The organism is Oscillibacter sp. GMB15532, assembly GCF_041020825.1.
GTDB lineage: Bacteria > Bacillota > Clostridia > Oscillospirales > Oscillospiraceae > Oscillibacter.
The window spans coordinates 162,020-175,402 of record NZ_JBEVTO010000003.1; the positions used below are offsets into that span (position 1 = coordinate 162,020).

Below are 13,383 nucleotides of genomic sequence, written 5' to 3' on the forward strand. Positions count from 1 at the left end.
CCTGCCCGGTAAAAAGTGCTCAGTTCAAAAAGTCCTTCAGCTTCTTGCTGCGGCTGGGGTGGCGCAGCTTGCGCAGGGCCTTGGCCTCGATCTGGCGGATACGCTCGCGGGTGACGTTGAATTCCTTGCCGACCTCTTCCAAGGTTCTGGCACGGCCGTCCTCAATGCCGAAGCGCAGCTTCAAAACCTGCTCCTCACGGGGGGTCAGGGTGGAGAGCACATCCATCAGCTGCTCCCGCAGAAGCTTATAGGACGCGGCCTCGGACGGCTCTGACGCGCCCTCGTCGGGGATGAAGTCGCCAAGGTGGCTGTCCTCCTCCTCACCGATGGGGGTTTCCAGGGAAACCGGCTCCTGCGCAATCTTCAAAATCTCACGGATGCGGTCCACGGCCCGCTTCTTCTCGTCTTCCCGGACCTTTTCCCATGCGGCGGGGCCGCCGTTCATCTCAATGGCAATTTCCTGAGGACTGGGATCGTGGCCCAGCTCCTGCAATAGCTGGCGGCTCACCCGGATGACCTTGTTGATGGTTTCCACCATATGCACCGGAATGCGGATGGTGCGGGCCTGATCCGCGATGGCGCGGGTGATGGCCTGACGAATCCACCACGTTGCGTAGGTGGAGAACTTAAAGCCCTTTGTGCAGTCAAACTTTTCAACAGCTTTGATCAGGCCCAGATTGCCCTCCTGAATCAAATCCAGGAACAGCATGCCCCGGCCCACATACCGCTTGGCAATGGACACCACCAGACGGAGGTTTGCCTCCGCCAGCTTTTGCTTGGCAAGCTCGCCGCTGCGGAAAACCTTTTTGACGGCGGCTTCCTCTTCCTTGGAGAGGGCGGGTTCCTCACCCTCCTCTTTCTGACGGGCCAGCTCCTTCAGCTTTTCCTCCGCCTCTGCGCCTGCGGCCATGCGCTGGGCCAGGTCCACCTCCTCGTCGGGGGTCAGCAGGGGGACCTTTCCGATTTCCTTCAGGTACATCCGCACGGGGTCGTCGATGGCAAAGTTCCCAACCAACGTGTTGGGGTCCACCAGCTCCTCTTCCTCCACGTCGGCAATTTCCTCGGCGGCGGGGCCGTCGTCGGGCAGCTCGGGGAGAATATCCTCGTCGGTACTGATATCAATATTCAGCGCCTCCAGAGAATCATAAAGCTGATCCATCTGGTCACCCTCAAGATTCAGGGTGTCCAGCGACTCCGCCAGCTCGCCGGAATCCAGCTTGCCCTTTTTCTGGGCCCTATATAAAAGCTCGCGCAGCTTTTCATTGCCTGCCAGCCATGCGGAGGCGGGCAGGGATGCCACCTGCCTGTCGTCCAGACGGAGGATACCGGCCTTTTTGGCCTCCTCGTCGGTCATGATGGGAGCGGTGTCCTGACCGGACTTGCCGCCGGCTGCCGCCGCTCTCTCCGCCCCGTTTGTCAATCCGGCTTTCAGCAGGGCATTGGCCTCCTGCTCCAGCCGCTCCTCAGGGGTGGGTTCTTTCTTCTTAGACATGTCGCTTTCCTCCGTCGCTTTTTTTCTGATCTTTCAATTCTTCCATTTTTGCCAGCAGCGGGTCCGCTGTGCCCGCGCCGGCTCGCTTTTCCGCCTCCCGGCGGACAATTGCTATGTAATCGGCCAGCGCCTGCCGCCCGTTTGCGGCGGACTCCGGTTTTTGGCACAGATTTGTAATGTGGCTCATCTCCTCGCCGGACAGCTCTCCCGCGAGAAACGAGAGCTTGGGCGCGCTGCGCTGCTCCCGCTGCCGCCACAAAAGGGAGAAGACCCTGCCAAGCAGCGGAGAGGAAAATTCCTTCTCCTGCAGGGGCGGCGTTTCCGGAAACAGGCTGTCGTCCAGCAGCAAAAGCCGCAAAATGCCCTCCTCCGCCATGGCGGAGCGAAGGTTTGTATAGCGCAGGTCCCGTCCCTTGGGTTGAAGCTCCGCCGCCGGATTCAGGTCCCGGCGCTCCCGTGCCCGCCGCTCCTTACCCATCCGGCGCTTGAAGGCCCGTTGCACCTCCAGCTTCATGGCCTCCGGCGTCAATTTGGCGGCCTCCGCCGCCCGGACAGTGTAAATGTCCCGCTCCACGGGACTTTCAAGGCCTGCCAGAAGCGCGCTGACCTCCTCGGCGTAGGCAAGGCGCTGGCGGTCGTCCGTCAAGTCGTATTTCCCGGAAATCTGGGCCAGGCGGAACTCCACGCCGTTTTCGCTGCCGGTGAGCAGCCGCTCGAACGCGTCGGGGCCGAAGACCTTGATAAAATCGTCCGCGTCCTGCTTGCCCATGGAGCCGTCCTCCATCCGTTTGTTCGGCAGACGGAGAACCCGGACGGTAAATTCCGAGTTGTTCAGAATCTGCAATGCCCGTTCTGTGGCGATTTTACCGGCGTTGTCGTTGTCGTAGCACAAGACGATTTCCTTGGTGTACCGGCTCAGAAGCCGGGTCTGCTCCTGTGTCAGCGCCGTGCCCATGGAGGCCACGGCGTTGTCAAATCCCGCCTGATGGAGCGTTACCACGTCGATGTTGCCCTCGCACAGAATGATGTTAGGGCGCTTGGACTTTTTCGCCAGATTCAGGGCGTACAGTTCCCGGCGCTTGCTGTAAACCGGGGTTTCCGAGGAGTTCATATACTTTGGCTCCGCATGGTCCAGCACCCGCCCGCCAAAGGCTACTACGTCTCCCCGCACGTTGATGACGGGGAACATCAGACGGTTTCTGAACTTGTCGTAAATGCCGCCGTTTTTGTTCTGCACCGCAAGGCCCGCGCCCAGAAGCTCCGACTTGGTGTAGCCCTGGCGGGTCATGGCGGTGATGAGCGCGTCCCACCGGTCGACAGACGCACCAAGGCCGAAGCGGACCGCCGTGGCCTGCCCGATCTGCCGCCGGTCCAGATAGTCGCGCATGGCGCGGCCCTCCGGTTCCTGAAGCTGCTGATAGTAAAACCGGGCCGCGTCGCGGTTCAAATCCAGAAGGCGCCGCCGCTTCTGCTCCGCCTCGCGGTCCCCCGTCTCCTCCGGAACCTCCAGCCCGGCGCGCCGGGCGAGAAACCGCACCGCGTCCGGAAAGGGGAGGCTCTCCTCCTCCATAATAAAGTTGATGACGCCGCCGCCCCGTTTGCAGCCGAAGCAGTAATAAATCTGCTTGTCCGGAGAGACGGAGAAGGAGCCGGTTTTTTCGCTGTGAAACGGGCAGAGGCCAAAGTAGTTCGCGCCTCGTCTCGTAAGCTGGACATAGCTGCCCACCACATCCACAATGTCGCTGCGGGCTGTCAGCTCGTCCAGAAAATTTTGCGGAAACGGCAACGGAACATACCTCCCTCCCGGTGAGTTTTACCGGATTTGTCCCGGGTCATACCCGGCAAGTCGGTTCAAGTCACTCTATTTATACCCCGTTGGGCTGAAATTTCCTCTTTTTTTGCGAATTTTCAGAAAACTTTTCTTTCCCGGCTTTACAGTTTTGTATTTGGCGGCTAAAATAAGTGTTCAGAGAGATAGAGAGAAAGAGGTGGGGCAATGGCAGTGGAGCTTTGGGCCGCGCGGTTGGATCGTCCGCTCAGCGAGCGGGAGAACGACGCGCTGCTGGAAATGCTGCCGCCTGAGCGGCGGGCGCGGCTTGCCCGGGTTCGTGACACCGAACGGTGGAGGGAGCCGCTTTGCGCCTATGCGATTCTGCGCCGCGCGCTTTGGGAAAAATACCGGTGGCGGGAGCTGCCGGAGATCGCGCTGACTACCCAGGGAAAGCCGGGATTTCCCGCTTTTCCGGAGGTGTGCTTCAATTTAAGCCACACGCCCGGGGCGGTGCTGGTGGGCCTATCCGGTGAACCGCTGGGTGTGGATATTGAAAAGATACGTCCCGTGTCCCCAAGAGCCATGAAGCGGCTGGCGGACGCGGCCTCGGAGGAGGCATTTTTCCAGAGCTGGGTTCGGCGGGAGGCGCGGTTTAAGCGCAGCGGCGCGGGAGTGAGCATCATGCGGGAGGGGGAGGCCCCTTTGCAATACGGAGAATATTTCTATTACGTGGAGACGTTCCCCGGGTATGTTGCCGGAGTGGCCACCCGCAGCGCCGAGGGCGTGAGCAGGATTCAAAAGTTCTCTTTGGAGCAGATGGTATAGCCGCTGGAAATTTCCGGGGCCGCGTGTCTGAAAGGCCGGTGCCCCGAACTGCGGATGTTTTAAAAGGTAAGCGCATCGCCCGGGCGCGGTGCGGGAGAAGTCCCCGGGAAAGCAGTTTCCCGGGGACTTTTGTATTTACAACCGTTTATCCCTTCAACAGAGCCTCTCCTGCCCGGTAGATATCCCCCGCGCCCACGGTCAGGATCAAATCTCCCGGCTGGGCGATGGCACGAAGCCGGTCCGTCACCTGCTCCAGATTGGAGCAATAGACGGAGCCGGGGACCTTTTTACACAGATCATTGGAACTGATGCCCACGGTGTTGGTTTCCCGGGCGGCGTAAATCTCCGCCACAATTGCCACATCCGCAAGCTTCAACTCCTCCACAAAACGGTCGAACAGCTTGGCGGTGCGGGAATAGGTATGGGGCTGGAACGCCAGCACTACCCGCTTGTAGGGCAGCTCTTTGGACATGGCCAGCAGGGCGTGGAGCTCATCGGGATGGTGGGCGTAGTCGTCGTAAACGTCCGCGCCGTGAAACACGCCCTTGCGCTCAAAGCGCCGGCCCGCGCCGGTAAAGTCCACAAGCCCCCGCTCCACGGCAGAGCCGGGCACGCCCAGTACATAGGCTGCTGAAGCCGCCGCCAGCGCGTTGGACACATTGTGTCTGCCGTGGACGGGCAGGGACACGCTGGCATAGGGCTTGCCGTATACTGTCACGTCGAAAAGCTGTTTCCCGCCTTCCTCACGGAGGTTTTCGGCGGTGCAGTGGGCGGTGCGCTCCAGCCCGAAGGTAAACACCGGGCGGCCTAAGTTTTTCAGAGCCGCCATGGCCCCGTCGTTGTCCGCGTTGGCCACCACCCGCCCACCGTCCGGCACCAGCTGGGCAAAGCGGCGGAAGGAGCGCTCAATGTCCTCCAAATCCTTGAAAAAGTCCAGATGGTCCTCTTCTACGTTGAGAATCACCGCCACGGTGGGGTAGAAGGAGAGGAACGAGTTACAATACTCGCAGGATTCCAGAATCATGGTGTCCCCGTTGCCCACCCGGTAGGCGGAGTTAAGCAGGGGCAGCATGCCGCCGATCATCACGGTGGGGTCTGCCTCCGCCGCCATAAAGATGTGAGTGCACATGGAGGTGGTGGTGGTTTTTCCGTGGGTGCCGGAGATGCACAGGGCGTTGGGGTAGCGGCGCATGATGGCGCCCAGTGCCTGCGCCCGCTCGTAAACCGGGATGCCCCGGGTCACCGCGCCGGAAATTTCCGGGTTGTTGTCGTGGACGGCGGCGGTGCGGATCACAAAGTCGCACTCGCCCAGATTTTCGGCGCTGTGGCCGATGTCCACGTGGATGCCCGCGGACCGCAGATGGGCCACCGCTTCGCTTTCATGGATGTCGGAGCCGTGGACCGCAAGCCCCATCCCCAGCAGGATTTCCGCCAGCGGAGCCATGGATACGCCCCCGATCCCCACCAGATGAACCTGCTTGCCGGGAACCATGTAAGCGCTGATGGGCTTTGGATTATTCATCATAATAGTTGCTCCTTCTCCTGCAATGACTTGCAAATGGGACGCCGTTTATTGTATGATACTGTATTATAACTGCGGCGCCGGAATTTATAGCGCCCCGGCAAATTTTTTACATTCAGGCGGGGGCGATTGACTGTCCTTCTCAGAAAAGGTATTATACTATGCAAGAGTGGAAAATGCAACCGAAAAGGCGCGGCCCGCTATGAGGAAACCGGCTGTGGCCCGCTGATTTGAAAAGAGAAAGTAAGGTGAGCAGGTGAACATTCCGGAGCCGGTGAAACGCATATTAAAGGCGCTGGAGGAGCATGGCCACGAGGCCCACTGTGTGGGCGGCTGCGTCCGGGATTCCCTGCTGGGACGGGAGCCGGGGGACTGGGACGTGGCTACCTCGGCCCTGCCGGAGGAGACAATGGCGCTGTTTTCGGGTCGGGCTGCGCCCACCGGACTGCGCCACGGTACCGTGACCGTCCGGGAGGGGGGACTTTCCGTGGAGGTCACTACCTTTCGCACCGACGGAAAGTATACCGACCGCCGTCGCCCCGACACGGTGGCGTTTACCCGCTCCCTGCGGGACGATTTAAGCCGCCGGGATTTTACGGTGAACGCCATGGGAATGGACCTGCGGGGAACGCTGACAGACCCCTTTGGCGGGCGGGAGGATTTGAGAAATAAGCTTCTGCGCTGTGTGGGATTGCCCGAGGAGCGGTTTCAAGAGGACGCGCTTCGGATTCTGCGCGGGCTGCGGCTGGCGGCGGTGTTGGACTTTTCTGTGGAAGAGGAGACGGCGCGGGCGCTGCGGGCGTGCAGAAAATTGCTTTGCGACGTGGCCGCGGAGCGGATACAGATTGAGCTGACGAAGCTTTTGTGCGGCCCCGCCGCGGCGGAGGTCCTGCGGGAATTTCCGGAGGTGGCGGGAACGGTGGTGCCGGAGCTTTTGCCCATGGTGGGCTTTGACCAGCACAGCCGCTATCACTGTTATGATGTATGGGAGCATACGCTTCATGCCCTGAGCGAGGTCCCGGCGGAGCCGATTCTGCGCTGGGCTGTGCTGCTGCACGATGTGGCAAAGCCCCGGTGCTACACCCGGGACGAGCGGGGCGGACACTTTTACGGGCATCCGACGGTCAGCGCGGAGATGACGGACGCGATTTTGCGGCGGCTGAAATTTGACAACGCAACCCGGGAGGCGGTGGTCACGCTGGTGCTGTGGCACGACAGGGAGATTCCCCGGACGGAAAAAAGCATCCGCCGCGCGCTGCGAAAGCTGGGGGCGGAGCGCCTGCGGCAGCTGACCGAGGTGAAGCGGGCGGATAATCTGGGGCAGGCTCCGGCCTACCGCGCCCGGCTGAAGGACGTGGAGCAGATACAAAGGATGATGGAGGACCTGCTGGCCCGGGACGAATGCGTATCACTGCGGCAGCTGGCGGTAAACGGACAGGATATGCTGGCTCTGGGGCTTCGGGGTTCCGAAATCGGCGCGGCGCTGGAGGAGCTTCTCTCCGCCGTGGTGGACGGGGACCTGCCGAACCAGCGCTCTGCACTGCTGCATGCGGCGGAGGGCCGGGCAGACCGGCAGAAAGAAACAAAACACCAAAATTTTTGAATATGATTGGAGATGGGCATATGAATCACGAGGAGCATCAGTGCGGAGCGTGCGGCGGCGGGGCCTGCGGCACGGACGGCGGCTGCGATGGATGCAGCGGATGCAGTGCAAGGGCCAGCGTATGGATGGGCGAGGGAGAGCTGGAGCTGCTGCAGGACCTGGCCCAGACACCGTTTTTACCCATCGCCCGGCGGGAGGGGTCCCAGGACCCGATTTATCTGGAGGGCGCAAGATACACCCCCGCGGAGTATGGCCAGATTATCACGTCGCTGGCGCAGAAGCGTCTGGTCCGGTTGGACTACGATCTGCCGCTTTCAAATTTTGACTACACGGCCTACGAGGGGTTCCCTTACAAGGGCAGCATGGCCCTCACCGCCGCCGGACAGCACGCCTTGGAGCTGCTGGAGATTCAGGGCGCGTCTGAGGAGTGACACTGTTTTCGTCGGATAAGAAATCCCCGGCGGCGCAATTTGCGCCGCCGGGGATTTGCCGATCAAAGAACCCGTCCCCCGGCAGGCATCTCCTTCCCGATGGAAAGAGGATGCTTGCCGGGGGACGGGGATTTTAACGTCGATGGGAATTATCCCTTTTTCTTTTTGGGAGGCTCTGGCTCCGCCAGACGGTCAATCACTCGGGCATAGCCCTCCGCGCCGTAGACCAGGCATTTCCGCACGCGGGTGATGGTGGCGGAGGAAACACCGGTTTTTTCATTGATGGCGTTGAAGGTTTCTCCGTCCTGAAGCATCCGGGCCACCATCCACCTCTGGGCCATGACCTGAATCTCCCCGACGGTACACAAATCGTCAAAAAAGCGGTAGCAGTCCTCCTGGTCCTTCAGGGAGAGAATTGCCTGATACAGATGGTCTACCATTTCCGATTTCATTCTGCTTTCATACATCTTGCAGCCCCACTTTCAAAATCAGGCGCCGCCGTGTGTCGGCTCCGGCGGCAGGATTGCTTTTATACGGTAACAGGGTATCCTATGGCCAAGAATAGCAGACTTTTCAGTCACTGTCAATCTACTTTCCCCTGCCGCATGTCAATTTTGCCAAACATCGGCAGGCATTTAAGCTTTAAAAGTCCGCATGATAATACACTACCCCCGTATCTTGCTAATACGCTACCGATATACTGTGATAATGAACAAAAAACTATATTAAAATTAAAAAATAAATGTTGATTTCGTACAAAAACAATGCTATTATGTGTTTGTGCGAAAACGTTAAACCGACCAGCGCACAATACAGACAGGATTGCGGCAGGCTCACCCCTGGGCAGGGTGAACGGCGCTTCCGGCGCGAGAGTGCCGGAAGCGCGCCTGACCCGAATCATGGAAACCATTTCTCACATCTCACAGGACCTGTAAATGCAGCTTATGGCGCATCCTTTTCCGGCTGTGACTCTCGGGGCGGACGCTTTTTAAAAAGACTGATATTGCAGGGCAAAAATTTGAAGCGAGGTAACGATTAAAATGATTATGAAGCCTTCTGAAATAAAGCATGTCGTTGTTGACGGACACAGCCTGACGCTGGAGTCCTTCGTGGCCGTCGCCCGTTATGGCGCGACGGTGGAGCTGGCTGCCTCCGCGCTGGAAGCCATGAAGAAGTCCCGCGCGCTGGCGGAAAAAATTGTGGCGGAGAACCGCGTTGCTTACGGAATCACCACCGGCTTTGGAGATTTCCAGAAGGTGGCCGTGCCTGAAGAGATGAGCAACGAGCTGTCCACCAACCTGATTCTCAGCCACTGCACCGGCACCGGCGATCCCTATGCCGACGAGGTGGTGCGCGGTATGCTGTTGCTGCGGGCAAACGCGCTATGCGTGGGTGTTTCCGGCATTCGCCCCATTCTGGTGGAGATGATGCTGGCCATGCTGAACGCGGGCGTTACTCCCGTGGTTCCCCAGAAGGGCTCTTTGGGCTCTTCCGGAGATCTGGCCCCGCTGGCCCACATGACGCTGCCCCTGCTGGGCAAGGGCTTGGCAAACTACAAGGGCGAAAAGCTCACCGGCGCGGAGGCCATGGCCAAGGCCGGCATCCAGACGTTGGAGACGCTGGTGTGCAAGGAAGGCCTTGGCATGACCAACGGCACCTGCGCCATGACTTCTGTTGGTTCTCTGGCTCTGTTTGACACCATCTGCGCCGCCCAGTTGGCCGACGCCATCAGCTCTTTGGATTTCGAGGCCCTCACCGGTCTGCGCAACGCCTTTGACGCCCGCATTCACGCCGTTCGCGGCCAGAAGGGCCAGATTATGGTGGCTGCCAATATGCGTAAGCTTCTGGCCGATTCCGAGATTCTGGACAACTGCCAGAAGGACCGGGTGCAGGACGCATACGCCCTGCGCTGCATCCCCCAGCTCCACGGCGCCGTCCGTGACGCGCTGGAGTATGTGCGCGCCAAGGTGGAGATTGAGCTGAACGCCGTCACCGACAACCCGCTGCTGTTCCTCGATGACGAGGCGGTTATCTCTGGCGGCAACTTCCACGGCGAGCCCATGGCGATTCCCTTCGACACGCTGGGCATCGCGTGCAGCGAGATTGCCAACGCCTCCGAGCGCCGCACCGAGCGCATGGTGAACGCGGCTCTGTCCAACGGACTGACCCCGTTCCTCACCACCAAGCCCGGCGTGAACTCCGGCTTTATGATCGTGCAGTACTCCGCTGCTTCCATGGTTTCCGAGAACAAGGTTCTGGCGCATCCCGCGTCGGTGGACTCCATTCCCTCTTCCGCCAATCAGGAGGATATCGTCTCCATGGGCACCACCGCAGCGCGCAAGGCCGGCTGGATTGTGCAGAACACTCTGTCCGTTCTGGCGGATGAGCTGATGACTGCCTGCCAGGCTATCGACATTCGCCGCAACCTGAACACCCACGGTCAGGGCATGGCGCCTGTCCACGAGGCCATGTACAAGCACGTGCGCGAGAAGGTTGCGTTCTACGAGATCGACCGCGAGATTTGGCAGGACATTGCGGAGGTAGAAAAGATGGTCCGCAGCGGCGATCTGCTGGATATCGTTAAGAAGCACGTCCCCGACTTTGAATAAGTTGCATTTCCGTAAGTAGATGAGAGCCGCCGCACCGAACTTCGGTGCGGCGGCTTTTTTGAAGGTCTTCCCGCAGAAAGTCGTTCCTGTCCTTACAGACAGGCGTTGTCTTTTCACAAAGTGTGCTCCTTGGCGAAACAGGTCCTTTTGCCGTGAAGCACAAAACTATCGTTTCGTCACCTTGCCAGTGGGTCGAGAGAAAAGAAAATGAAGAAAAAAGCATGGTCGGCACACAGACTGTCCTGCGGTGGGTTTGATGCGTTCAGGCTGGCAGTCTTCTGCGGGGGTGCGGTGCGTTAGGGCGGCGAGGATGCTTTGCCGGGCAGGTTCGCAGTCCGTTAATTGTTTGCAGGGATATATTAAAGAGGCGGGAAAGACCTGCCTGCAGAGCCGCCTCTTTGTCAAAGTCGCTGCTTGGCGGAGCACACTGCGTTTCCACAGGGAAAGATAAAGGCTGGGGTCCGGTGAATACCGAACCCCAGCCTTTGGTATAGCTTTTGAATTTGGATCAGATAAGCTGAGAGACGATGATCGCGGCGATCATCAGAGGAATGTTGTAATGGATAAAGGTGGGTACGCAGGTATCCCAGATGTGGTTGTGCTGTCCGTCCGCATCCAGACCGGCCGTGGGCCCCAAGGTGGTGTCGGAAGCGGGAGAGCCGGCGTCGCCCAAGGCGGCCGCGGCGGACATCAAAATGATGGTGGCGGGCACGGAGAAGCCCATCTGCTGGCACAGAGGAACATACAGCACAGCAACTACGGGAACAGTGCTGAAGGAGCTGCCGATGCCCATGGTGACCAGAAGGCCGATGAGGGTGATGACGGTGGCGGCGATGATTTTGTTTCCGCCCATGATGCTGATAGCAGCCTGCACCAGTTCATCAACCGCGCCGGTGGCCTTGATTACGTCGGCATAGCCGCCGGCTACCAGCATGATAAAGGCGATCATGCCCATGATTCTGAGGCCGCCGTCAAACTGTTCGTCGATCTTCTTCCACTTGATGGCACCAAAAATAAACATGACCATCAGGCCGCACAGGGCGGACAAAGCCAGAGACTCGGTGGGAATCTGAACGGCAACCACCACGACGATGGCCAGAAGGGTAACAGCATGCTCCTTGGTGAACTTGTCGGAGATGGCCTCGGTGGCGGACACGTCTACGGACAGGTCCTTGTACTCGCGGGGCTTGCGATAGGTGACAAAGATGGCCAAAAACAGACCGATCAGCATGGAAACACCGAGAATCCAGTTGTACTTCGCAATCTCACCGATGGTGGTGGGCATACCGTTCTTGGTCATGTTATCGGCAATAATGCCCATGAAGATAGCGCCGAAGCCAAAGGGAATGGTGATGTAAGGAGCCTTCAGGCCGAATGCCAGAGAGCAGGCGGCAGCCCGGCGGTCAATCTTCAGCTCGTTGAACAGACTCAGCAGGGGAGGAATCATGATGGGAATGAAAGCGATGTGAACGGGAATCAGGTTCTGGGACAGGCAGGCCACGCCGGCCAGCACCACCAGAAGGAACTTGGCGCTCTTTCCCATAATTTTGGAGAGCTTCTTGGACATCATGTCGGCCAGGCCCGTGGCGGCGATGGCGGTGGCAAAGGTGCCCAACAACAGGTAGGCCAAAGAGGTGCCGCCGTTTACGCTGAAGCCGGCGGTCAGGATGCCCATGGCGGAAGGAATGTCAATGCCACCCAGAACAGCGCCAACGATGGCGGAAATGATCAGGGACAAAAGAACGTTCAGTTTCAGCAAACACAGGACACACAGGACTACTACGGAGACAAGAACCGGATTTAATAAAATAGACATTATTTCAATCGCCCTTTCCTATAAAGATCTCTAAATCTCTAAACGCTGGAAATCTCTCTTTCCTTATGATTGTTGAATTTTGCAGTGTTTACGGGAAATTTTGTACAGCCGAGAGCCGGACTTTACCGGAGCCTCCGCTTTTTCCATTTTCCGTAATTGCCCTCCTTTCCGGACAGATTCGCTGCAACAATACAGACACAGGAAAGACTGTCCGCGTCTGAAAGCGGACAATCAGTGCCGAAAGCGGTCAGATGGGGGCGGACGCGGTCTGGGCAAGACAGCGCTTTCTCACATGGCCCTTTTCTGAACTGCCCCGGCAAAAACTTCACGAAAAAACGGAATCTCCCTGCGAAACTTTCTCCAATTCCTTTCCGTGATTAGGTGTATATTACATGATAGAGCGTCTATAAAACGTCTATTTTTGTGCGATTCACAGAGGGAATACGGATATGACTACTGGCAAGGTTGGTATTTTCAAAGTGCGACGCAGCCTGATGAAAAGACAAAAATGTGGTTTCGGGTATTTTTTTCTTTTTGGGCCCTTGCCTACTTCTTTTTCCGGGCCTTTGGCAGGGGGCTGACGGCCTCCAGAATTTCCACGGCGGCCCGCAGGGAGGCCTGGTCCTCAATATCCAGAATATAATGCTCCTTTGCGCCCTCGTAGGGAACGCCCCGCGCCGCGCCGCCCATCACAGGGGCAAGCTCCGGGAGAATTTTCACGAACACGGTGTTATCGCACACCAGCAGGATGGGCTTGTCATTTACGTAGACCATGTACTCGCCAAACATCTTTCTGCTGCGCACCGACCACAGATTACCCAACTGCTCACAAACAAATTCCACGTAGTCCGATGAAGTCGCCATGCTAATGTTCCTCCGATCAATCCTGCCTTTCGGCGTATCTGGAGAGCATTGTACCATTTTACAAAATAATTTACAATATATCCCAGAAAATATTTTAATTTTTTGACTTGAAATTATAATTGCTCTCACGCCCCGGGCAATATTTGGGGCAAGAAGGGCAGTTCTCTTTTTTTGAGAAGACAGCAAAAAGTTGGTTTCAAACGGGGAATTTATTTCATATTTCAAGGGGTTTCGTTACATTGCAGCAAGGGTTGGTGTACCCACTTTAAGGAGGCATGAGAGGGTATATACGAAAAGCTGAATATTCGGCTTAAAAACAGTCAATTCCTTTAAAAATTTAAGCGGATTAGACAAAAATGATTGGTATATAGAGAAATTCAGTATGCATAAAAAAGAACATGCTGTATAATGTCATCATAACACGACAAATTTTGCGCGTATTGAGGAAGC

At 57.9% G+C, this 13,383-nt stretch carries 10 protein-coding genes; 4 read left to right on the forward strand and 6 right to left on the reverse strand.

The window, feature by feature from the left end:
• Positions 1-19 precede the first annotated feature (19 nt).
• Entirely contained in the window at positions 20-1,492 is a 1,473-nt protein-coding gene (gene rpoD, locus ABVS15_RS05080) for an RNA polymerase sigma factor RpoD (protein WP_369282669.1), read from the reverse strand.
• On the reverse strand, positions 1,485-3,278 hold the full coding sequence (gene dnaG, locus ABVS15_RS05085) for a DNA primase (protein WP_369282670.1): 1,794 nt from the start codon (positions 3,276-3,278) through the stop codon (positions 1,485-1,487). The genes rpoD and dnaG overlap by 8 nt, the downstream gene beginning before the upstream one ends.
• A 210-nt stretch (positions 3,279-3,488) precedes the next feature.
• Between dnaG and ABVS15_RS05090 the strand changes: the two genes are divergently transcribed.
• Positions 3,489-4,088, forward strand: coding sequence for a 4'-phosphopantetheinyl transferase superfamily protein (locus ABVS15_RS05090; protein ID WP_369282671.1), 600 nt, complete (start codon positions 3,489-3,491; stop codon positions 4,086-4,088).
• A gap of 145 nt (positions 4,089-4,233) precedes the next feature.
• Here ABVS15_RS05090 and murC read toward each other — a convergent pair whose 3' ends face one another.
• Positions 4,234-5,613 carry a UDP-N-acetylmuramate--L-alanine ligase gene (gene murC, locus ABVS15_RS05095; protein ID WP_369282672.1) on the reverse strand — a complete coding sequence of 460 codons (1,380 nt, stop codon included), beginning with the start codon at positions 5,611-5,613 and terminating at the stop codon, positions 4,234-4,236.
• Positions 5,614-5,866: 253 nt separating this feature from the next.
• On the opposite strand from murC, the gene ABVS15_RS05100 reads away from it, so the two are divergent.
• A complete protein-coding gene (locus ABVS15_RS05100; RefSeq protein ID WP_369282673.1) occupies positions 5,867-7,213 on the forward strand; it encodes a CCA tRNA nucleotidyltransferase in 1,347 nt (448 codons plus the stop codon).
• A gap of 20 nt (positions 7,214-7,233) precedes the next feature.
• Positions 7,234-7,644 carry a hypothetical protein gene (locus tag ABVS15_RS05105; protein WP_369282674.1) on the forward strand — a complete coding sequence of 137 codons (411 nt, stop codon included), beginning with the start codon at positions 7,234-7,236 and terminating at the stop codon, positions 7,642-7,644.
• Between the two features lie 149 nt (positions 7,645-7,793).
• On the opposite strand, the gene ABVS15_RS05110 is transcribed toward ABVS15_RS05105, so the two are convergent.
• Positions 7,794-8,111, reverse strand: a complete 318-nt coding sequence (locus ABVS15_RS05110; protein ID WP_293009872.1) for a YerC/YecD family TrpR-related protein — start codon at positions 8,109-8,111, stop codon at positions 7,794-7,796.
• Between the two features lie 573 nt (positions 8,112-8,684).
• Between ABVS15_RS05110 and hutH the strand changes: the two genes are divergently transcribed.
• Positions 8,685-10,253 carry a histidine ammonia-lyase gene (gene hutH / locus ABVS15_RS05115; RefSeq protein ID WP_369282675.1) on the forward strand — a complete coding sequence of 523 codons (1,569 nt, stop codon included), beginning with the start codon at positions 8,685-8,687 and terminating at the stop codon, positions 10,251-10,253.
• A 508-nt stretch (positions 10,254-10,761) separates the two neighbouring features.
• Here the strand turns inward: hutH and ABVS15_RS05120 are convergent.
• Entirely contained in the window at positions 10,762-12,069 is a 1,308-nt protein-coding gene (locus ABVS15_RS05120; RefSeq protein WP_369282676.1) for a Na+/H+ antiporter family protein, read from the reverse strand.
• Positions 12,070-12,615: 546 nt separating this feature from the next.
• Entirely contained in the window at positions 12,616-12,933 is a 318-nt protein-coding gene (locus ABVS15_RS05125; protein ID WP_369282677.1) for a TfoX/Sxy family protein, read from the reverse strand.
• Between the last annotated feature and the right edge of the window lie 450 nt (positions 12,934-13,383).